20 protein-coding genes and 2 pseudogenes are annotated in these 21359 nt (G+C 38.9%); 8 read left to right on the top strand and 14 right to left on the bottom strand.

The window, feature by feature from the left end:
• Together pilV and ACYU0V_RS01710 are read right to left on the bottom strand one after the other, a co-directional pair.
• Complete coding sequence (gene pilV / locus ACYU0V_RS01715; RefSeq protein ID WP_199113508.1) at positions 1-501, bottom strand: type IV pilus modification protein PilV; 501 nt, start codon at positions 499-501, stop codon at positions 1-3.
• Positions 498-947, bottom strand: a complete 450-nt coding sequence (locus ACYU0V_RS01710; protein ID WP_068563940.1) for a pilus assembly FimT family protein — start codon at positions 945-947, stop codon at positions 498-500. The genes pilV and ACYU0V_RS01710 overlap by 4 nt, the downstream gene beginning before the upstream one ends.
• Between ACYU0V_RS01710 and ACYU0V_RS01705 the strand changes: the two are divergent.
• A pseudogene (locus ACYU0V_RS01705) lies at positions 856-1151 on the top strand (hypothetical protein); the annotation flags it as partial. The gene ACYU0V_RS01710 and the pseudogene ACYU0V_RS01705 sit on opposite strands and share 92 nt — an antisense overlap.
• Here ACYU0V_RS01705 and ispH read toward each other — a convergent pair.
• Positions 1117-2067: a 4-hydroxy-3-methylbut-2-enyl diphosphate reductase gene (gene ispH / locus ACYU0V_RS01700; RefSeq protein WP_069124532.1), complete on the bottom strand. Its 951-nt coding sequence runs from the start codon at positions 2065-2067 to the stop codon at positions 1117-1119. The pseudogene ACYU0V_RS01705 and the gene ispH overlap by 35 nt on opposite strands.
• Before the next feature lie 122 nt (positions 2068-2189).
• Between ispH and gmk the strand changes: the two genes are divergently transcribed.
• The 5 genes and pseudogenes from gmk to ACYU0V_RS01675 all read left to right on the top strand — a co-directional run bounded on the left by gmk (position 2190) and on the right by ACYU0V_RS01675 (position 6015).
• A complete protein-coding gene (gene gmk / locus ACYU0V_RS01695) occupies positions 2190-2819 on the top strand; it encodes a guanylate kinase (RefSeq protein ID WP_002116973.1) in 630 nt (209 codons plus the stop codon).
• 72 nt (positions 2820-2891) lie between these two features.
• The gene (gene rpoZ / locus ACYU0V_RS01690; protein ID WP_002116990.1) at positions 2892-3170 is read left to right on the top strand and encodes a DNA-directed RNA polymerase subunit omega; all 279 of its coding nucleotides are present in this window, start codon (positions 2892-2894) and stop codon (positions 3168-3170) included.
• 38 nt (positions 3171-3208) lie between these two features.
• Positions 3209-3364, top strand: a pseudogene (locus ACYU0V_RS01685) (hypothetical protein).
• Positions 3365-3379: 15 nt separating this feature from the next.
• Positions 3380-5485, top strand: a complete 2106-nt coding sequence (locus tag ACYU0V_RS01680) for a RelA/SpoT family protein (RefSeq protein ID WP_002116807.1) — start codon at positions 3380-3382, stop codon at positions 5483-5485.
• A 146-nt stretch (positions 5486-5631) separates the two neighbouring features.
• Positions 5632-6015, top strand: a complete 384-nt coding sequence (locus tag ACYU0V_RS01675) for a RidA family protein (protein ID WP_002116996.1) — start codon at positions 5632-5634, stop codon at positions 6013-6015.
• Here the strand turns inward: ACYU0V_RS01675 and ACYU0V_RS01670 are convergent.
• Positions 6005-6133, bottom strand: coding sequence for a hypothetical protein (locus ACYU0V_RS01670; protein WP_014207817.1), 129 nt, complete (start codon positions 6131-6133; stop codon positions 6005-6007). The two genes, ACYU0V_RS01675 and ACYU0V_RS01670, sit on opposite strands and share 11 nt — an antisense overlap.
• 102 nt (positions 6134-6235) lie before the next feature.
• Between ACYU0V_RS01670 and ACYU0V_RS01665 the strand changes: the two genes are divergently transcribed.
• Positions 6236-6430, top strand: coding sequence for a bacterioferritin-associated ferredoxin (locus ACYU0V_RS01665; RefSeq protein WP_000289091.1), 195 nt, complete (start codon positions 6236-6238; stop codon positions 6428-6430).
• 243 nt (positions 6431-6673) lie between these two features.
• Positions 6674-7138 (top strand): heteropolymeric bacterioferritin subunit Bfr, encoded by a 465-nt coding sequence (bfr, locus tag ACYU0V_RS01660; RefSeq protein ID WP_005067113.1) that lies wholly within the window; start codon positions 6674-6676, stop codon positions 7136-7138.
• Positions 7139-7181: 43 nt separating this feature from the next.
• Here the strand turns inward: bfr and ACYU0V_RS01655 are convergent, their stop codons facing one another.
• The 10 genes from ACYU0V_RS01655 to ACYU0V_RS01610 form a co-directional block, all read right to left on the bottom strand.
• A complete protein-coding gene (locus ACYU0V_RS01655; RefSeq protein WP_461848796.1) occupies positions 7182-8810 on the bottom strand; it encodes an O-antigen ligase family protein in 1629 nt (542 codons plus the stop codon).
• Between the two features lie 97 nt (positions 8811-8907).
• A complete protein-coding gene (tfpZ, locus tag ACYU0V_RS01650) occupies positions 8908-9642 on the bottom strand; it encodes a TfpX/TfpZ family type IV pilin accessory protein (protein ID WP_068563944.1) in 735 nt (244 codons plus the stop codon).
• 71 nt (positions 9643-9713) lie between these two features.
• On the bottom strand, positions 9714-10256 hold the full coding sequence (locus ACYU0V_RS01645) for a pilin (RefSeq protein WP_461848793.1): 543 nt from the start codon (positions 10254-10256) through the stop codon (positions 9714-9716).
• Positions 10257-10605: 349 nt separating this feature from the next.
• Complete coding sequence (locus ACYU0V_RS01640; protein ID WP_461848792.1) at positions 10606-11166, bottom strand: TPM domain-containing protein; 561 nt, start codon at positions 11164-11166, stop codon at positions 10606-10608.
• Positions 11160-12239: a TPM domain-containing protein gene (locus ACYU0V_RS01635; protein ID WP_461848790.1), complete on the bottom strand. Its 1080-nt coding sequence runs from the start codon at positions 12237-12239 to the stop codon at positions 11160-11162. The genes ACYU0V_RS01640 and ACYU0V_RS01635 overlap by 7 nt, the downstream gene beginning before the upstream one ends.
• Positions 12240-12263: 24 nt before the next feature.
• The gene (locus ACYU0V_RS01630; RefSeq protein WP_002117090.1) at positions 12264-12854 is read right to left on the bottom strand and encodes a LemA family protein; all 591 of its coding nucleotides are present in this window, start codon (positions 12852-12854) and stop codon (positions 12264-12266) included.
• 130 nt (positions 12855-12984) lie between these two features.
• Positions 12985-13872: a metal-dependent hydrolase gene (locus tag ACYU0V_RS01625; protein WP_461848789.1), complete on the bottom strand. Its 888-nt coding sequence runs from the start codon at positions 13870-13872 to the stop codon at positions 12985-12987.
• 173 nt (positions 13873-14045) lie between these two features.
• Positions 14046-15467, bottom strand: coding sequence for a glutamate synthase subunit beta (locus ACYU0V_RS01620; protein WP_002117101.1), 1422 nt, complete (start codon positions 15465-15467; stop codon positions 14046-14048).
• A gap of 69 nt (positions 15468-15536) precedes the next feature.
• Positions 15537-20012: a glutamate synthase large subunit gene (gene gltB, locus ACYU0V_RS01615; RefSeq protein ID WP_171259326.1), complete on the bottom strand. Its 4476-nt coding sequence runs from the start codon at positions 20010-20012 to the stop codon at positions 15537-15539.
• 461 nt (positions 20013-20473) lie between these two features.
• Positions 20474-21343 carry a hypothetical protein gene (locus tag ACYU0V_RS01610; RefSeq protein WP_461848788.1) on the bottom strand — a complete coding sequence of 290 codons (870 nt, stop codon included), beginning with the start codon at positions 21341-21343 and terminating at the stop codon, positions 20474-20476.
• Between the last annotated feature and the right edge of the window lie 16 nt (positions 21344-21359).

Raw genomic sequence — 21359 nt, 5'->3', positions numbered from 1 at the left:
TTAATAGGTCTCCATAATCACACAAGTTGAATTATCGCTATACGAAGTATCTTGAGTACAATCTCCCGGACTAGTGCCATTTGTTGCACTCGTATCGCCCCATGCAATATAAACACATTGACGATTATTAGTTTTTGGACAAGCAACCATATTCACAGTCATGCCTACAGAAGACGCACTTTTAACAACCTGTGCAACATCGAAATCTGCTAAATCTGTATCATTACAATTGTCCTGAAAGCAATTTTTAATAAAGTCTTTTTGCTTAGCAGGATCTTGAAGTTGCTGGTTATAAATAGATAAAGAATTACGATTAACTCTAATCCGTTCGGCTATATCCCGAGCGATCGTAATTGCTTGTACACGTGATGTGCTCTCTGCACTTGCTTCCAAAGCTCTATATTGCAAAGCAATAAATCCTAAAATCCCAATCGCCAAAATCAGTAAAGCAACTAGAATCTCAATCATCCCCATACCCTGTTGATACTTAATATTCTTCATGAACATGTTCCCATCATGGTTAACTGAATTACCCCCATTCTTGAAACACTAATAATTTTTGATTTATCACCACCTGCTTTATTACAAATTTCAAATGTAGTATCTCCGGTTGCATCTTTTACTAAACCAGACATCAAAAATATTAAAGAGGTATTAGATCCCGTCCTTAATTGAGCTTTCCCACTTGGCATCCAATTGATTTGATTATTAGTATCCGCAGTATAAGTAGAGTTTAATTGCACTTTTATTTGTCTACGCTCTAATACAGCTTTCATACGAGCTTGATCTATACTTGAAATTAGATCTTCCGTACTTTTATTCAAGTTTTGGTTAATCAACATATCCCCAAATAGTGGTGCAGCCATCATCGCGATAATAGCCATAACCGCAATCGTCACTACAAGCTCCACCAAGGTGAACCCTTCTTGCGGAAAAACTCCCCTCATCCCCAAAACCCCAAATAACTTAAAAATTTTTATTTATTGTTTAAATTTTACGTCTTATGTTTACAAAACAAATACAAAGCAGATAAAGGGTATAAAAAAACAGATAACTGTCATATCAACAATTATCTGTTTAACTTTTTTAAAATCAGTATGTTAAATAAATCACACTTTACGCTTGAGTCACATGAATGCGTAATTCTTTAGGGAGACTAAAGGTTATGTTCTCTTCACGCCCATCTAATTCTTTCGGTGCTTGAGCACCCCAATCTTGTAAACGTTGAATCACTTGCTTAATTAAAATTTCTGGTGCAGAGGCACCAGCGGTAACACCAATTTTACACGTCTCATTGAACCATGACTGCTCTAACTGATCAGCATTATCTACAAGGTAAGCGGCTTTACCCATACGCTCTGCAAGCTCACGTAATCGATTTGAATTTGATGAGTTAGGTGAACCTACAACTAAAACCACATCACACTTTTCAGCTAAATCACGCACAGCATCTTGTCTGTTTTGAGTTGCGTAGCAAATATCATCCTTACGCGGACCTTGGATCTGAGGAAATTTTGCACGCAAAGCATCAATAACTTTAGCTGTATCATCAATAGATAGCGTTGTTTGAGTTACAAATGCAAGTTTTTCAGGATGTCGAACGGTAAGTGCGGCAACATCTTCTTCATCTTCAACCAGATAAATATCACCGCCTTTTAATTTGTCATATTGCCCCATTGTGCCTTCGACTTCTGGGTGGCCTTCATGACCAATTAAAATAGCTTCAGTACCTTCACGCGCATATTTAGTCACTTCAATATGAACTTTAGTCACTAACGGACAAGTCGCATCGAAAACTTTTAAGCCTCGGCGTTCAGCTTCTTGTTGAACTGCTTTTGAAACACCGTGCGCACTAAAAATTACAATTGAATCATCTGGAACCTGATCTAACTCATCAACAAAAACGGCCCCTCTTTGACGTAGGTCGTCAACCACAAATTTATTGTGTACAACTTCATGACGTACATAAATAGGAGGATTAAAACATTCCAAAGCCCGATTGACGATTGCTATGGCTCGATCAACACCGGCACAAAAACCACGCGGATTAGCTAACACAATTTCCATAACAGCCTCAAAATTAATAAAACAGGGGAATTTCTCTTGAATATTTGCAATTAAAACTATTCAGTTTAAACGCACGGTACACTACAATAGCGAAGATATTTTATCATATCAGGAAAAATATCATGTCGGGTCTATTGTTTGTCGTTTCTGCTGCATCAGGAACAGGCAAAACATCTTTGGTGAAAGCCCTGCTTGACCGTGTAAGCAATTTACATGTTTCAGTCTCGCATACTACCCGAGGTCAACGTCCCGGTGAGTTAGATGGTGTTCACTATCACTTCACTACAAAAGATGAATTTCTAGACCAAGTCAACCATGATGGCTTTATCGAATACGCTGAAGTATTTGGTAACTACTATGGCACTTCTCAAGCTACGGTAAAGCAACAGTTAGCTCAAGGACACGATGTCTTACTTGAAATTGATTGGCAAGGTGCAGAACAAGTCCGCAAACTTTTCCCTGAATCCAAACAAATATTTATTTTACCTCCAACTCAATTTGATCTACGCCAGCGTTTATCTAATCGCGGCACTGACTCAGTTGAAGTCATTGAGCATCGTTTAAGCTGTGCCGTAGAAGATATGCAGCACTACACGAACTTTGATTACATCATTATCAATGATGATTTTAATAAAGCTTTACATGAGCTTGAAGCTGTGATTACAGCAAACCGTTTAGTGCTATCTCAGCAAGCAAAACGTCACCAAACTTTAATTCAAGACTTGATTACTCCTCAACCAAAACAGGAATAACTTGAGTCTAGATCGAAAGCCTTTTATACTATTTAGTCTGTTCAAATTTACCATTCCAGAACGAGAACTTTTATGGCACGCGTCACCGTTGAAGATTGTTTAGATCATGTAGACAACCGTTTTGAGCTTGTGCTCGTTGCAAGTAAACGTGCTCGTCAATTGGCACGTCAAGGCATGGAGCCAACTGTAGAATGGGATAACGACAAACCGACTGTAGTTTCTTTGCGCGAAATCGCGGCAGGGCACGTTACGAAAGAAATTCTTAAACAACGTGAGCAAGATTACCAAACTTCTAGTCTTGATCTTGCCCTTTCTACAAACAGCTTGAATTTAGAAGGTTTTTCTTTCTAATTCACCCTGTTTCATAAAAAAACCATCGTTTTTCTGCGATGGTTTTTTATTTGGCTTTGTCCCATATTTAAACATATTGAGAAAAGCAATTATTTTCATTGAAAAAAAAATACACTTTTTCAAATGAAAAAATTGACAAGTTCCGCAATATGCTTTTCATTAAGAAGCAGATAGATTTAGTTTTTCAGCAATAGGAAAAAGGGTGATTTATGCCAGGCGAAGAGGTCAGCCAAGCCAAGCAACAGCTCAAATTAATTATCGACCCTTACTTATCGGTAAGTGAAGTCGAAAAAGTGCTTGCTGCCTGCGATTTTGCCGATCTAGCACACACTGGCATTACGCGTAAAAGTGGCGAACCCTATATTCTGCATCCGATTGCTGTAAGCTGTATTCTTGCAAACATGCGTTTAGATGCTGAAACTTTAATGGCAGCACTTTTACATGATGTTATTGAAGATACTCAATATACAAAAGAAGATATTATTGAGAAGTTTGGCCTAACAGTTGCAGAGCTAGTCGATGGTGTAACCAAACTTAGCCAATCAAGCGATAAAGAATATAACAAGGCAGCTTCATTCCGAAAAATTCTGCAAGCAACCTTACAAGATCCACGTGTCATCATTATTAAATTAGCAGATCGCTATCATAATATGACAACTCTAGGTGCTTTACGTCCAGATAAACGTGCCCGCATTGCTCAAGAGACCTTTGATATATTTGTACCGATGGCAAGATTAGTCGGCATGAATGAAATGGGCGATAATCTAGAGAATCTCTGCTATCAAAACCTTGACCTTGATATGTTTGATAACGTTCAGAATGCTCTGCTACAGACAAAGCCAGAACGCTGTAAATATCAAAGTATTTGGGAACAAAACCTCGCTGAACTTCTGCATAATTATCATATTCAAGGCCGTATTAAAAAGAAAAATAACAATATCGAATTATTACGCCATTTCGTTAAAAACGAAATGGATCTCCAAGAGCTTACCCATAGTCATGCTTTTGAAATTGTTCTACAAAGCATTGCCGACTGTGACCGCTTAGAAGAAGCATTAAGAGAAAACTTTCAGGTTATCCAGTACCAAGACCACATTCGTCGACCATTACCCGGCGGTAATCAGTCTTTATTGATTAAACTTAAAGGCGAAAAAACAACACTATCTCTTACCATTCAAACCGAGCTCATGCGTAAAGCTGCCCGTTTTGGGGTAGTTTTAGGTGAAAATGCGCCGCAAACTTGCCGCTCTGCCATTCAGGCTTCAATGCAGAACTTAAATACATTGATTGACGGCGAATGTGCTAAAACAACTTTTAATGATTTGCTGGATTATCTACACCAAGAAAAAATCTGGGTATATACACCACACGGTCAACTGCATGAGCTACCGCAAGGCGCTACCGTAGTTGATTTTGCTTATTCAGCAAGCTTATTTTTAGGTAACCATGCGGTTGGTGCAAAAGTCGATGGAGAGATTAAACCACTCTCTACCCCATTAGTTAGTGGTCAGGTTATCGAGATTATTACGGATGTTTTAGCGACACCAAACCCAGACTGGCTAAGCTTTATTAATACGCAAAAAGCACGTCGTGCATTACAGCATGTACTAAAAGATCAAGATATCGAAGAACAACGTCTAGTTGGTGCACAAGCCCTTTCTCGTGCACTGAAACTTTTTAATCGTTCAATCAATGATCTTTCTGAAGCTGACTGGCTAGATCTATTGCAATGGCGCCATATCGATAATAAAAATACATTGTTTGAACAAATTGCGGTTGGCGATTTACTACCTCAACTTGTAGCAAACCACCTGTTTGCTCATGATAAACATCCACAAGTAGAAAACTCAGATCGACTTATTCAAAGCACTGAAGGAGTTGACGTTAAATATGCACATTGTTGCAATCCAATTTTAGGCGATCCAATTCAAGGACATTTAACACGTCGAGGGTTAATTGTGCATCGAATTCGCTGTCATAATTTACTACATGAGCAACATTTACATCCTGAAAATATTATGCCGCTTCAATGGAAAGCAGATGATGTAGATGATGTACGTTTTACAGCCTACCTCGCTATTTATATGGCAATGAATGATGAACAAGTATCAGACCTGATCTACCAATGTCGTAAAAATAACGCTGGGGTAGAGATGGTTCACTCAAATGAGCAAAGAACTTTTGTGAATATTGTAGTGAATAACCGTAAACATATTGCAAAAGTCATTCGTGATTTACGCATGCACTATGGTTTTCCACGGATTGAACGTTTAGACGCTCCTGCTCCGCAAATGGAAATTTCAAAAGTAAGCTAAATCTTTATAGAGACTATTGGTTATAAATTTTTGTTTCCTTAACAAAATCAAACTTTCCAAATTCACTTAATCAATTAAATCGATGATACTTTTGTCCAAAGCTATCATCGATTATGATGGAAATAGATTTAATCAAGGAGAACCAAATGTCCCGCCAAGTCATTCATACTGAAAATGCCCCTGCTGCTATCGGCACCTATTCTCAAGCTATTTTAGTAGATAATACGCTATATCTTTCAGGGCAAATTGGTTTAGACCCATACAGTATGGAACTTGTAGAAGGTATTGAAGCTCAAATTCGCCGTGTATTTGATAATTTAAAAGCAGTTTGTGAAGCTGCTGGTGGTTCACTTGCAGATATTGCTAAGCTCAATATTTTTTTAACAGATCTATCAAATTTCCAACTCGTAAACCAAATTATGGGTGAATATTTTGCTCAGCCCTACCCTGCACGTGCAGCGCTTGGTGTAGCAAGCTTACCAAAAGGTGCATTAGTAGAAATGGACGGAATTGTAATTATTAATCAATAAGATATAAATTTTTAAACCATCCAACTTTAAAATATTTAATTTTTAAAATACGAACCACCTTTGTATAAAAATCTAAATTCTTTTTAGATTTCCGCTTAGGTGGTATTTTTTTATCCAAAATCCCAATAATGATAAATGAGATTTTAAATGAATTTCATTGACAAACGATAATAATTATCAATAATATCAATTATCGCATTTATATTTGGGGATCACTCCCATGTACGTTTGCTTGTGTCGTGGCATTACCGATCAGGATATTAAAGACGCTATTGAAAATGGCGCTGAGAGCTATCGTGAAATTCGCGACTTGCTTGATCTTGGTACATGCTGTGGACGCTGTGCACCAGAAGCCCGCGCTATCATTAGCGAAGAATTAGCAGAAATCGCTGCTCGCATTTCTGTAGCTGCATAATAAAAATTAATATTTAACAAAATTTATTGACTCCTCCACCGCTTTTTGCGGAACCTTTATAGTTCCTCATTCAAGCGGTTTTTTTTGACATAAAAACATCCTTTCTAATACTGTGTTGTTTTTGATTGCGATTTTCATTTGCTGTTCCATAAATTACTCGCCATCTCCGTGATTGTTCACTAAAATGGATTTATAGATTGCCTTAATTAAGTTTGAGGCAGAAATTGTTTTGGAGTGGCTACAATGAAAGGCAATCGTGATGTCATTAATCAGCTCAATCAAGTGCTGTATCATCATTTAACTGCAATTAATCAATACTTTTTACATTCGCGTATGTTTAATGACTGGGGAATTGAGCAGCTTGGATCTGCTGAATATAAAGAATCAATTCGTCAAATGAAACATGCCGATAAAATCATTGAACGTATTTTATTTTTAGAAGGACTACCTAACCTTCAACATTTAGGTAAGCTTTATATTGGTCAACACACAGAAGAAGTTCTGCACTGTGACATTCGTAAAGTAAAAGAAAATATAGAAGCAATTCAAAAAGCGGTTGCTTTAGCTGAAACAGAGCAAGACTATGTCACTCGTGACCTTGTTCAAGAAATTCTAGAAAAAGAAGAAGAATACTGGGACTGGCTAGATACTCAAATTGATCTTATTGGCAATGTTGGTATTGAAAATTATATCCAGAGCCAAATGTAATTTCTCATAAAAAAAATCCCCTTATACTTAAGGGGATTTTTTATTACTTCTCTTTTAGTAATTCCGATAACGTTATTTTTTGCTTATAAAGATGTTGCAAAATTAATATCTGCTGCTGTGCTTGCTCCACTTTTCCATTGTGAGCGAGTAATTTTGCGTATTTACGTAAGTTGTATGGAGTTGCTTTGTTCTTTACTAAATTTCCCCATTCTACTAAATCATTCTCAGATAAGGTAGTTCTAGGATTAAGTTCAATCCAACGTAAACGCTGCTCAAACTGTGTTAAAACAAAAATTTTATCACTTCCCATAAATTCAGCATTTGGACGTTTATTATTAAAAAGCAAATTACTATTCAGAACATAGACATTGTAATCACGTAGAATTGCAATAATAAGCAGCAAGCCTACAACCCATGTTAAACGAAAAAGATGTTTACTGAGGACAATTCCTTTAAGCACAGGAGTCTGAGCTTGCACTATACCAAGCAGGAATCCACAGGTAAGCAAGAAATAAGCGTAGCGCTGTGGAAACTCGAACATAGCATGAATAAGCACTGCGCATACCATCATAATCGCTATAATTGAGATAGTATTTTTAGCCTGTTGATTTAACCAAAGAAACCAAAAAACAAAGTAAGTAATGATTACAGCGCCTAATGGGATACCATTCCAGATGATGATATCCAGTAGCACATTATGAGCACTATTAAACCATACATGCACTGTCCCATATTGAATACTATCAACTACAGCAACGCTAGTTTGACTCCATCCATACCCTAACCATGGCTGTTGAGCTATAGCATGTAATATTTGTATCCACATCCCTATACGCTCATGCCCCGACCCCGCACGCGCGACAAACGAACTGGTTTCAGTAATTTCTGTATTTGTAGAGAATTCAATAAATTGAGTGATATAAGGTAAGATTAGCCCCGCAATTAGAAAAAAAGCTAAGCACCATAAGAAGCCTTGAGTAAATCCAAATCTTTTTTGCTTTTTAAATTGCTTAACCACCCAGTAGATGAATAGGAATGGAAAAACGATCCATGAAGTTCGAGACTGACTCAATGCAATGGTAAATAAAATAATCAATGCTGAAGGCAATAATAACCACAATGTTACTTTATTTTTTTCATATAAATATAAACATCCTAACAACCCAATAATTAAGAATGTCGCCATGTTGTTGGGTTGACCGAAATTACCGTAAGGACGATTACCAATTAGATGAAGTGTATAAATTAAATGTGATTCAATATTCAGCCACTGGAAAATTGCTATAAGACTAGTTAATAGCGATGTAATAATTACTAATAAGCTAAAACCTGAAAAAATTTGATCTCTCTTTTTTTGATCTAAAGATAGGTTGTAGCCAGCCAAGACCATAAACCAAAAACCTAATAAGTAAAATGTACTTAATAAAGCCGTACTTAAATCAAAAACTAAACCAAAGCCCCACTGGACAATAGGAATTAAAGTAAATGGCAGCAACAATAGTTGTGCTCTAGGAATTTTAATATTTTGTTGAATTAGAGCCGCCAATACACATAACCCGGCCCCAAAAGTACTGACTTCACTTGAGAACATCACCCAAGGGCTATAATGAAATGGAGACAACCATGCAAAACTCAACAGGATTGCAGCGAGGAATAGGAAGAATACTTGCATAGTAAAAGGTTAAAGGCCAAAACTTGGGAGAATTATACATGGAAGAGGATGATAAGAATTAAGTCCTATTTATATTCCCTCATCCTATGTCTTACTTTTACTTCCAAGGTCTTAGATCAACAATTTTAACAACCTGAGCAGAGCTCTTATTCATCAACACAACCATATCTATAGCATTCGCTTTTAAAGGAACCCAAGCATCAGCTGATGGATATTTTTTTAGAATTTCTTTTACTTGCTGTTTAGAATTAAATTTTTCAAGCTCATTTAAGTTTTGAACTCTATGCTGTATAAGAGGCTTAATTTGTACTAAATCTACATAAAGTTCTGGCCGTTGAGCAGAAGAAATACCACTAAATATTTCATCAAACATACTTTTATTGCGCTCTTCCTTATTTTTTGGCACTTCAACAGCGGCAAAGCTGGGCTTAAACCAAGAAGGATAACGGAATTGTGGCCGAACTGTTTGAAGATTGGTATTAGTAATTTCATTATTACGTACAAGCTCAAAACGATCAACATTATAGATCACCCAAGCAGGTCGACCTTGAACAATGCTATATAATCCATATCCTAAAGCTAAAATTTGAATTAGGATGATTACTGTTAAATCAAATTTAAGTGTTTTCTTTTCTTCTTTATATACAAAGAAGCTTAAGGCAGGGCCTAATATAACATCTATAGCTATTATCATTATAAAGAGGTGAATAGCTCCTACAGCTTTGGCTAAAGGTTCTGGATACCAAACAAGAAAAAAACAAATGAGAATAATTAAAGCTACTATCATCGAAATAGATAAGTGGCTTAGAAAGAACTTAAAGCGCTTAGACATCTTAATACTCTTAACTATTCTGTACTTAATAAAAAAGACCGAAAAAACGGTCTCTTTTATTCATCTAAAAATTAACGACAAGCAGCTGGAGCAAATTTTGCTTCTAATGTACCAGTACTTAAACCAGTCTCTAGTTTTGCATCTGTAGCAGCACTATGTGTAGCAGATGAACAACCCCAATCAATTGCTCCAGTCTCACCAGATGCTAATGCGGCATCTAATGCTACGCCTGGGTCACCTGCTTTCTTAGAACGAACATAAGGTTTAAGGAATAATTTATTAGCTGATGTACCAATACCAACGGCTGATGCATTATAAACAACTTCAATTTCGCCTGTAGATTCATTAATCTGTACAGAAGTAACATATTTAGAGTTTGCACCACTGCCTTCAGCTTGCGCATTCCAAGTAGCAGCTACCGACTTTAAATCATTTACTGAAGCAGCATCTGATGCAATCATTTGTTTTGCACTATCCGCTAAATTTAATCCCTCAGAAATACGTGTACGTACGGTATAATCTGAATAAGCAGGAATTGCGATCGCTGCCAAAATACCAATAATGGCAACTACGATCATGAGTTCAATTAATGTAAAACCTTTTTGTGCATTCATAGCCTTTTCCCCAAAGATTGTATGTATGTTTTTATGTAAGCTTTTTCAGCTATCAACTATATAGCAGCATCCATGCCAATTTTTATTTTAATTAAAAAACAAATACTTATATAAAACCCCACTATTCTTAAATATTAAACAGGTGTAAGTAAGTGACAAAAAATGTCATATAACTTTTTATAAAAACACTTCACGTATTAAAAAAAATAAAATACACAATTCAAAGTTTATATTTATTTATGTGAACAAAATATCTTTAAAAAATAAATAAGTAGGTGACATTTTTTGTCAGTCACCTTTAAAAGTAAAATTATGAAAATTAGCTAATATAAGAATATTACAAGGCGAGTTAATTAAGAATAATCGGAGCATTCCCCAATTCATTGGATTGATCGGGCATGTTTTCGTCATAAAACCGTGACATCACCTCTCCAATTTGTTGTACGCCCATCACTACAGCTTGTTGGTATTGCTTTTGCTTCAGCTTTTGTACTATTGCTTCACAAATCTGTTGCCAGACTTGATCATTCGTCGCATTTCTAATACCACGGTCAAATATAATTTCTACTGTTCTTTCACATAAATTTAGGTATAACAATACGCCACTATTTAAGGCGGTATCCCAAACGCCCAATTCTGCAAATAATTGCTGTGCTCTTAAACGAGTATTTTGTCTATAGGCTTGTGAACATGGAATATGGCCTTCAATTACAACCTGTATTTCTCCAACATGGCCATGTTCTGCCTGCTGTACCGCATCAGCAATAGCTTGCTTATCTTGTTTTGAAAAATAACGACTACTGGCAGGTAAATAGCATAGATGTTTAAACCAACGTTTTATGCTGGGCTCTACAGATTCCTCAATTTTTGGTTGAGTAATAATTTGTGTTGTTTCTGATGTTGTTACCATGAGCCTGAAGCACCTCCACCGCCAAAACGACCTCCGCCGCCACCATAGCCTCCGCCACCTCCGCCGAAGCCTCCTCCGCGTCCGCCACCAGAACCACTCAGAATGGCCTGTAAAATAAGTTGGGCAATTGATGTAATGAGTAAAAAGAAAATACCAAAACCAAGTAGTAAGCTAGTGACCAACCCTGCCCCATTTACGAATCCTGCTACAGCAGCAGCCACACCTGCTGTAGATGCACTAAGCGGACGACCAACAATAAACGAACCCACAATTCCAGCAACAAGGATAAATAAAGCCATTGTCAGCGTTGTCTGCTTGGCTTGCTGTTGTTCTGCAGCTTGATGCTGACGTTCTTTTAAATCTTGGGCAGCTTGCTGTGCTACTTCTGGATCAAGGTTTAAAATTCTTCCGATTTCATCAATACCTGCACTCAAACCTTGCGCATATTGGGCTTGTTTAAAATAAGGTGTAATTTGGTTTCGGATAATCCGACTTGCCACAATATCTGGCAACACACCTTCTAAACCATAGCCAGTTAGTATTTGTATACGGCGGTCATTTATAGCGACTGCAATGAGTAATCCATTGTCACGTTTAGATGATCCTAATTGCCACTTTTCACCAACACGTAACGCATAATCAAAGATATCTTCTTGGCCAGTGGTAGGAACAATAACGACACCAATCTGCGCTTTGCCTTGTTGGTATAAACTTAGAATTTTTTGATCAAGTTGCTGCTTCTCAGCCTCGCTTAAAATATTGGCTTGATCAATAATAGGCTGGTTTAAAGTTGGCAAATCACGAATTGATTCGCCATCAGCCATATCATTCGCAACTTTGACTTGAGGAGCAGAACTTGAAGCAGCTTGCCCTTCTAGTTTAGTTGCAGCAGCTTGAGTTTGTTGCTTTTGAATAATTTTGCCAGCAACTATTGCGTCTGCCTCATCGGTAGCAGTTGCAATGTTACTTTCACTCCATGCCGTATTCTGAAAAAGAACACCACAACAGAGCAAAATTAAGGTCGAAATAAAGACCTTAATTTGCTTTGATTGAAGCAATAGAGTATTTCTCATACGGCACTCCTTTGATTTATAAAATTAATCAAAAGAAACTTTTGGAGCCTGTTGTGCGGATGCTTCTGCAGAGAAATTGGCTTTTGGATGCATACCAATTACTTTTGCTGTTACTGCCTGAGGGAACTGACGCACATATGAGTTATAGTCTTGTACTGTTGTAATGTAACGATTACGTGCAACAGCAATACGGTTTTCCGTACCTTCAAGCTGAACTTGTAATTCTTGGAATTGAGTATTGGCCTTCAAATCTGGGTAATTTTCCGAAACAGCAATGAGTCGAGATAATGCCCCTGTTAATTGACTTTGAGCCTGTTGATATTTTTCAAGTAAAGCAGGATCTTCTAAAACTTCTTTATCAACTTTTAAACCTGCAACATTAGAACGTGCCTGAGTTACTTCGGTTAATACTTGCTCTTCGTGCTTAGCATAGCCTTTAACAACGTTTACAAGGTTTGGTACCAAATCTGATCGACGTTGATATTGGTTCTGTACTTCAGACCACGCTGCTGTTACAGCCTCATCTTTTACTTGTAGAGTGTTATAGCCACATCCCGAAAACAGTAAGGTACTGGCAAGTGTTGTTGCGATTGCAAATTGTTTCAACGTTTTCATCGTCACATTATCCTCAAGTTTTTCTTTATATTTTTAACCTCTTTACCTGATTGTATGATGAATTAGGCATTATTGTGTTGCTTTTATTTTATTGATTTAAAAAAACCGGATTTTTAAATCCGGTTATCTATTAGCTCAATCGCTGATCTTTTTCTTGTTCAAAACTTGCCATTTGATATTCTTCTGCTAAAGAGCTTTTCCAATAATTAACCATCCTGCCATAATCTTTTTGACTCGGATGAAAGTCTTTTTTGTAATATGCGATGTATTCAGGCATTAACTGAATAAGCATCTTCATCAGCAAATATAATCCAAATAAATTACCCCCGATTTTAGGTAAGCTATTCCATTTATCTTGCCAAAATAAACGAGTTGTCCCATAAAAAGCGAGACTCGCAAATCCTGTTGTGACACTACGCATGAGTAAACGACGGATACGATCATCACCATATACATGTTGATAAACATCAAATGCGACCGAACGATGTTCAATTTCTTCAATCGCATGCCATACCCAAAGTTTTAGCGCATCTTCATCTAGGGTTTTTAATAACTCTGGATGTTGTAAAACATATCCCCCAAGTAAAGCAGTGAAATGTTCAAATGCACAGGTGAGTGCCAATTGCAGCTTAGGTGGAATTGTTCTTAAATATTTATCGCGCTCATTTAGCCAATTTTGAAAACTGTCCAGATTATAATCATCACGTCGCCAAGCTTCATTAAACTCACCATGTGCTTTGGAATGCATGGCCTCTTGTCCAATAAAAGCTGCAATTTGCGCTTGTAGCTGAGGATCCGAGACTTTATCACGCACATTACGGACGCTATTTACAAAAAATTGCTCACCCACCGGAAACGTTGATGAGAGTGCAGTTAAAAAATGCGACATGAGGGGTGAATTTGCAAAATAGTGCCGCTTGATGGCCTTTGGATTAAATTCAAGACGACGCACTGTAATACCCAACGCTTTTCGACGATTTAAATATGATTTTTCTGCCGTCATACCTGCGATGTTCATATTCAACACCTACTGTATTGAAGAAGGAAATTTCGAGTATGTCGCGAGCTTAAAAAGCTAAAAAGGGCAAAAAAGCTTATTATATTTGCCAAAAACATCAAAGTGACTAATGGTAGACAATAAAAAAGCCTACTTGAAGTAGGCTTTTTTTAGTCATTTAACAAATGTCTTTATTAAACACCAAGATAATCCAAAATGCCTTCAGCAGCTTGACGACCTTCCCAAATAGCAGTCACGACAAGGTCTGAGCCACGTACCATATCACCACCAGCAAAGATTTTTGGGTTTGATGTCTGGAATTTGAATTCTTGCTTTTCAGCTGCGACAACACGGCCTGAACCATCAAGATTAATATTCACATTACCAAACCAGTCTGCTGGGCTTGGGCGGAAACCGAAAGCAAGTAAAACTGCATCAGCTGGTAATACCTCTTCAGAACCAGGGATTGGCTCAGGGCTACGACGGCCACGACTATCTGGTTCACCCATTTGTGTCGTTACCACTTTTACGCCTGTCACTTTGCCATTTTCACCAACAATTTCGACTGGTTGACGATTGAATAGGAATTTCACACCCTCTTCATAGGCATTTTTTACTTCACGCGCAGAGCCTGGCATGTTGCTTTCATCACGGCGGTATGCACAAGTTACATCGTGAGCACCTTGGCGTAATGAAGTACGGTTACAGTCCATAGCGGTATCACCACCACCAAGAACAATAACTTTTTTACCATCTAGGCTAATGTATTCACTTGGATCTTTTTCCCAACCTTGGCAACGGTTCACGTTAGAGATTAAGAAATCAAGTGCATCATAAACACCATCAAGATCTTCACCTGGGAAGCCACCCTTCATGTAGGTGTAAGTTCCCATACCCATGAATACAGCATCATATTCTGCAAGTAATTCATCAATCGTGATGTCTTTACCAATTTCAGTATTTAAACGGAATTCGATGCCCATACCCGTGAAGATTTCACGACGGCGTTTCATTACGTCCTTTTCCATTTTAAATTCTGGAATACCGAATGTAAGTAAGCCACCAATTTCAGGACGCTTATCAAATACAACTGGTTTAACACCACCGCGAGCTAGAATATCCGCACAGCCTAAACCAGCAGGACCCGCACCAATAATTGCAACTTTTTTGTCAGTCCATTTTACGCCTGACATATCTGGACGCCAGCCTAAAGCAAAAGCTGTGTCATTGATATATTTCTCAGCATTACCAATGGTTACTGCACCAAAACCATCATTTAAGGTACAAGCACCTTCACACAAACGGTCTTGTGGGCATACGCGACCACATACCTCAGGTAGTGTGTTGGTTTGATGACAAAGCTCAGCAGCTTGGAAAATTTGGCCTTCAGCGATCAGTTTTAACCAGTTTGGAATGTAGTTATGTACAGGACATTTCCATTCGCAATATGGGTTACCACAACCTAAACAACGATGAGTCTGATTAGTGACAGTTTCCGATGTAAAAGGTTTATAAATTTCCACAAATTCTGCTTTGCGGACAGTAATATCTTTTTTCTCTGGATCTTGGCGTGGTACATCCAGAAATTGAAAGTCATTATTTAGGCGTTCTGCCATGTCTCTCTCCGTGGGTAGGCGCGGATTTCCTTGTTGCCCGCACCTGCCTATGTCTTTGCAGTCGTGGAATTATTGTGGGTCAGCTTGTGTTGTTTTCAAAAGCGTTTGCAAATTAGCAGCTTTTGGTTTCACAAGCCAGAATTTACGGCTGTAGAAATCGAACTCATTGCGGATTTTATAAGCCCAAGCACTACCAGTTTCTTTGATATGCTCATCGATAATACGCAACAAGAACTCTTTATGATCTTCCATAGATTCTGTTGAGATACGATTTAAATCAATCAATTCATGGTTGTAGTAATCTACGAAGTCATTATCGAGGTCAAGTACATAAGCAAAACCACCAGTCATGCCCGCACCAAAGTTATGGCCTACTTTACCAAGTACAGTCACAACACCACCTGTCATATATTCACAACAGTGATCACCCGCACCTTCGATTACAGCAAATGCGCCAGAGTTACGAACTGCAAAACGCTCACCCGCTGTACCTGCTGCAAAAAGCTTACCGCCAGTTGCACCATACAAACAGGTATTACCAATAATTGCTGTGTTTTGTGTTTGGAAAGGTGAACCTTGTGGTGGGAAAATCGAAATACGACCACCCGCCATACCTTTACCTACATAGTCGTTTGCATCACCTTCAAGACGGATGTGTAAACCACCAGCATTCCAAACACCAAGAGACTGACCAGCTGTACCAGTTAAGTTCATTACAACTGGATGTGCTTCCATACCCAAGTTGCCGTAGCGACGAGCAATTTCACCCGAAACACGAGCACCGATTGAGCGGTCACAGTTCACGACGTTGAAGTTGAACTGACCACCAGCGCTTGACTCAATTGCAGGCAGCATTTCAGTGACCATTCTCTCAGCCAATACACCTTTATCGAATGGTGCATTACCTTCTACTTGACAGTATTGTGCTTTACCTTCAGCAGAAGGATGAGAAGTTAACAGAGCACTTAAATCAAGGTGAGCATGTTTTTCAGTTTCGCCCGGTAATACTTCAAGCAAATCAACACGACCAATTAAGTCTTTCAATGAAGAAACACCTAGTGCAGCCAACCATTCACGAGTTTCTTCCGCAATAAAGTGGAAGAAGTTGATGAGCATTTCTGGCTCGCCAATATAGTGTTCTTGACGTAAATGATCTTGTTGAGTTGCAACACCGGTTGCACAGTTATTTAAGTGACAAATACGGAGGTATTTACAACCTAGAGCGATCATTGGTGTTGAACCAAAGCCGAAACTTTCCGCACCTAAAATTGCTGCCTTGATCACATCAAGACCAGTTTTTAAACCACCATCAGTTTGTACACGTACTTTTCCACGCAAGTCATTTACACGAAGTGCTTGATGCGCCTCACTCAAACCTAACTCCCATGGAGAACCCGCATGGTGAATTGATGAAAGTGGAGATGCAGCCGTACCGCCGTCATAACCTGAAATGGTAATGAAGTCTGCATAAGCTTTTGCAACACCAGCAGCAATCGTACCTACACCCGGCTCAGATACCAATTTCACCGATACCATTGCTTTAGGGTTAACTTGTTTCAAGTCAAAAATTAACTGAGACAAATCTTCAATTGAGTAAATGTCGTGGTGTGGAGGAGGTGAAATTAGCGTTACACCCGGTACAGAGTAACGTAAACGTGCAATTAAGCCATTTACTTTACCACCCGGTAACTGACCACCCTCACCTGGTTTTGCACCTTGAGCAACCTTAATTTGCAATACTTCAGCAGAAGTTAGGTATGCAGGAGTTACACCAAAACGACCAGATGCGATCTGTTTGATTTTCGAGTTACGAATTGTGCCGTAACGAACAGGATCTTCACCGCCTTCACCAGAGTTTGAACGACCGCCAATCGTGTTCATCGCGATTGCGATTGCTTCGTGTGCTTCTGGAGACAGAGCACCTAAAGACATCCCTGCCGAGTCAAAGCGAGGCAAGATATCTTCAACTGATTCAACTTGCTCAACTGGAATTGAGTTCGTTGTTTTTAACTTAAATAAGTCACGAATAGTCGCTACTGGGCGGTTATTCACCAGCTCAGCATATTCTTTAAAGTCTTCGTATTTACCAGAGCGAACGGCTTTGTGTAATGCATTAATTACATCTGGGTTGAACGCATGGTACTCTTTATCAAATACGAATTTGAGCAAACCACCCTGATCAATTGGCTTACGATTTGACCAAGCTGTCGCTGCTAATTTTTTCTGGTCTTTTTCAAGATCAGCAAATGTTGCACCCTGAATACGGCTTGGAACACCTAAGAAACATTGATCAACAACTTCAGATGACAAACCTACTGCTTCAAAAAGCTGACCGCCGCGGTAAGAAGCAACTGTAGAGATACCCATTTTTGAAAGAACTTTTAATAAGCCTTTCTCAATACCTTTACGGAAGTTTGCTTGCGCATGGATTGGGTCACCTAAAAGCTCACCTTTAGCGATCAAGTCATTGATCACGTCATATGCAAGATATGGGTAAACAGCCGTTGCACCAAAACCAAGTAATACTGCAAATTGATGCGGATCACGTGCAAAACCAGTTTCAACCATGATATTTGCATCAGTACGCAGACCAGTTTTAATGAGGTAATGATGTACCGCACCTGTTGCAAGTGCTGCGTTTGCTGGCAGTAAACCTTGACGGATATTTTTATCTGTTAAAACAATTAAAGTTTTGCCATCACGAACCGCTTGCGCCGCTTCTTCACAGATACGCGTGATCGCAGCTTGCAAGCCTTCTTCTTCAGCATAGTTTAAATTGATATCAACTGCTTCATAACCCGGACGCTCAATGCTACGGATTTGCTGCATTTTTGAATTTGACAATACAGGGCTAGAGATGATGATACGGTCAGCATGCTCAGGGCCTTGCTCAAATACGTTTTGTTCACGACCTAAACAGGTTTCAAGCGACATTACAATTGACTCACGTAGCGGGTCAATTGGCGGGTTTGTCACTTGAGCAAACTGTTGACGGAAGTAATCTGTTACGTGGCGTACTTGACGAGACAATACAGCCATTGGCGTATCATCACCCATAGAACCAACAGCTTCTTGTCCGCTTTCAGCAATTGGACGTAGCAACTGGTCGCGCTCTTCAAATGTCACCATAAACATTTTTTGAGCCGCTTTTAAAGCATCGCCAGTTAAGCCTTTATCGACTAATTGTTCTTCAAGTTCTGGGTTTGCATTTAAACGAATCGCATGATCACGTAACCACTCACGGTACGGACGCATGTTTTTCAAATGTGTACTAACATCTTTAGTATCAAGTACTTTGCCTGTTAAGGTATCAACTACTAAAATTTGGCCAGGACCTACACGACCTTTAGAAACTACATCTTCAGGCTCATAACCCCAAACACCGATTTCAGATGCCAAGGTAATGTAATCATTTTTGGTAATTACCCAACGCGCAGGACGCAAACCGTTACGGTCAAGCATACAGATCGCATGACGGCCATCTTGAATAACGAGACCTGCTGGGCCATCCCAAGCTTCCATATGTTTAGAGTTGAACTCATAGAATGCGCGCAAGTCTGCATCTAAAGTTTCTACGTTTTGCCAAGCTGGTGGTACGAGCATACGTAAGGCACGGAATAAATCCATACCACCACCGACTAAGATCTCAAGCATGTTATCTAAGCTTGAAGAATCCGAACCCGTACGGTTAACGATTGGGTTAAGCTCAGTAAGACCTGGTAATAATGGGTTTTCAAATTTAGGAGTACGCGCCAGCGCCCAGTTACGGTTTGCTGTAATTGTGTTGATTTCACCATTATGAGCAAGGTAGCGGAACGGCTGAGCCAACGGCCAACGCGGTAATGTATTAGTAGAGAAGCGTTGGTGGAATACCACGATATGTGATTTTAAACGCTCATCTGCTAAGTCTGTATAGAACTCAGCAATTGCAGCCGGCATCATCAAGCCTTTATAGCTGATTACTGTCGAACAAAGCGTAGTCACATAGAATGACGGATCATTTTGTAATTGTTGTTCTGCACGACGACGTGCTAAGAATAATTTACGGTTAAATTCAACTTCAGTCACGCCCATTGGACAGTTCACAATGACCTGTTCAAAAGCCGGTAAAGATTGAAGCGCAATTTCACCTAGTGCATCGTTATTTGTAGGGACAACACGCCAAGCCAGTACACGTAAGCCATCTGACTCAATTTCTTTCGTTAAAATATTTTTAGAATGTTGCGCTAATGCCGGATCAGTATTTAAAAATACAGTACCCACAGCAAAAATTTCACTCAGTGTAATATCACTCAGTTTTTTTGCTTCATCACGGAAAAATTGCTTTGGCATCGCCAATAATAAGCCGCAACCATCTCCCGTCTTGCCATCTGCGGCAATACCACCACGGTGCGTCATGCAACTTAAACTGTGAATCGCGGTTTCAACTAGATGATGACTTGATTCACCCTTCATATGGGCGATCAGTCCAAAACCACAGTTATCCTTAAACTCATCAGGCTGATATAAACCTTGAGCGGGAGCTACAGTATTAGGCGATGGCATGTGCATAGCGTACCCTTCTTTCAATAAGGCTCTTTCGAGCGTCAAACAAACAACTTCTTTTTGCGATAGTGCCTACGGACGACAGTTAGCTCAATGTTTCACAAAAAAAATTTTTGGGCTGATAAGCCAATATACGCTGTTCCATTTTTACGTACACTGGTTTTTGCTAGAAAAATGTTTTGACTTATTTCGCACTCTTTTAAAGCAGTTCGACCCCTCGACTCTGCATAGAATTTACTCTTTAGAGCGCTAAAATAGTTTACAGCACATTAATAAGCACAAGAATAAAGCAAAAACTATGCCAATGTTATTTTTTGCAATTAAGTATTTATAATTGTTGAAAATAGATCGATTTTATTCGCGTTATCATTTTAATAAATGACTAAATATGCACCACAGGTGATCAAAAAAGATATATGACTATTATTATTGCACCATATTTGTGCGATGCATCCTTATAATTAATTACCACTTGTGCCCTCATTTGTTGCATTTTTTACTGAAGGTTCTGTTGTACGATTCTGTTGAGCCTTTTTAGCCACATCAACCGCCGAATTAGACTGATGTACATCCACAACATTCCCCTCCGCATCTCGACGAATAATGGTTGTACGAGTTGTAGAGTTTGTGGCTGGAGCCGTCACTTTAGGTTGTGTAGCCACGCCGCCCCCTATGAGCAAGGACTCATCAATTTTAGGTAGAGCAGCTGGACGTAACCGCACTTCATAAGTTTGGCTAATACCACCTTTCATTTCATCCGCACCTAAATCATTGACTAATGGCGCATAGGTCGAAAATTGTTGCGGTTGGGGTTTAATTGATTCAGGTAAATCAAGATTAAGTTGGGTTAACTGCTGAATTGCATCTTCAGAACGTTTAAATACACCATATGTCAAAACATATTGTTCAGATTGTTTATCTCCGCTTAAACGGAAGTAGATAAATTTATTCCGTTCTGGACGATTTTTTAAAAAGTTTTTAATAATATCTTCATCAGACGCACGGAAAAGCTCAAGCGTCCATTGTTTCTTGTTTTCATTAATAAATTTTGTACCGCGGAACTCTGCCTCATGCTGACCAGAGGCAACCGTACGGGTTGTTAAATCAAGAGGTCTAACTTCATCAGCTAAAGCCCCTAAATTAGCCGTTGTTGCCACCTTCTCTGGCTGAATTTGCACTGGCGCATCCGAATCAGCTGATTTTTCAACTTCAACCAGCTTTTTACTATCGGTCATTACCCAAAAAATAAAAGCGAGCAACAAGCAGACGATACCACCCACCAACCAGATATATTGTTGAACATTCTGCCAAAGTGTACGTGATACAGTCATGTGTTACCTTAATTTA

This window comes from Acinetobacter sp. X9, assembly GCF_054889255.1.
Note: the sequence above shows the minus strand (reverse complement) of the source record. Positions and strands in the feature narration are given on the sequence as shown.

Bases quoted from the DNA above. Each gene is read 5' to 3' on its own strand.
- pilV (WP_199113508.1), bottom strand. From the start codon at position 501: ATGAAGAATATTAAGTATCAACAGGGTATGGGGATGATTGAGATTCTA.
- ACYU0V_RS01710 (WP_068563940.1), bottom strand. From the start codon at position 947: ATGAGGGGAGTTTTTCCGCAAGAAGGGTTCACCTTGGTGGAGCTTGTA.
- ispH (WP_069124532.1), bottom strand. From the start codon at position 2,067: ATGGAAATTGTGTTAGCTAATCCGCGTGGTTTTTGTGCCGGTGTTGAT.
- gmk (WP_002116973.1), top strand. From the start codon at position 2,190: ATGTCGGGTCTATTGTTTGTCGTTTCTGCTGCATCAGGAACAGGCAAA.
- rpoZ (WP_002116990.1), top strand. From the start codon at position 2,892: ATGGCACGCGTCACCGTTGAAGATTGTTTAGATCATGTAGACAACCGT.
- ACYU0V_RS01680 (WP_002116807.1), top strand. From the start codon at position 3,380: ATGCCAGGCGAAGAGGTCAGCCAAGCCAAGCAACAGCTCAAATTAATT.
- ACYU0V_RS01675 (WP_002116996.1), top strand. From the start codon at position 5,632: ATGTCCCGCCAAGTCATTCATACTGAAAATGCCCCTGCTGCTATCGGC.
- ACYU0V_RS01665 (WP_000289091.1), top strand. From the start codon at position 6,236: ATGTACGTTTGCTTGTGTCGTGGCATTACCGATCAGGATATTAAAGAC.
- bfr (WP_005067113.1), top strand. From the start codon at position 6,674: ATGAAAGGCAATCGTGATGTCATTAATCAGCTCAATCAAGTGCTGTAT.
- ACYU0V_RS01655 (WP_461848796.1), bottom strand. From the start codon at position 8,810: ATGCAAGTATTCTTCCTATTCCTCGCTGCAATCCTGTTGAGTTTTGCA.
- tfpZ (WP_068563944.1), bottom strand. From the start codon at position 9,642: ATGTCTAAGCGCTTTAAGTTCTTTCTAAGCCACTTATCTATTTCGATG.
- ACYU0V_RS01645 (WP_461848793.1), bottom strand. From the start codon at position 10,256: ATGAATGCACAAAAAGGTTTTACATTAATTGAACTCATGATCGTAGTT.
- ACYU0V_RS01640 (WP_461848792.1), bottom strand. From the start codon at position 11,166: ATGGTAACAACATCAGAAACAACACAAATTATTACTCAACCAAAAATT.
- ACYU0V_RS01635 (WP_461848790.1), bottom strand. From the start codon at position 12,239: ATGAGAAATACTCTATTGCTTCAATCAAAGCAAATTAAGGTCTTTATT.
- ACYU0V_RS01630 (WP_002117090.1), bottom strand. From the start codon at position 12,854: ATGAAAACGTTGAAACAATTTGCAATCGCAACAACACTTGCCAGTACC.
- ACYU0V_RS01625 (WP_461848789.1), bottom strand. From the start codon at position 13,872: ATGAACATCGCAGGTATGACGGCAGAAAAATCATATTTAAATCGTCGA.
- ACYU0V_RS01620 (WP_002117101.1), bottom strand. From the start codon at position 15,467: ATGGCAGAACGCCTAAATAATGACTTTCAATTTCTGGATGTACCACGC.
- gltB (WP_171259326.1), bottom strand. From the start codon at position 20,012: ATGCCATCGCCTAATACTGTAGCTCCCGCTCAAGGTTTATATCAGCCT.
- ACYU0V_RS01610 (WP_461848788.1), bottom strand. From the start codon at position 21,343: ATGACTGTATCACGTACACTTTGGCAGAATGTTCAACAATATATCTGG.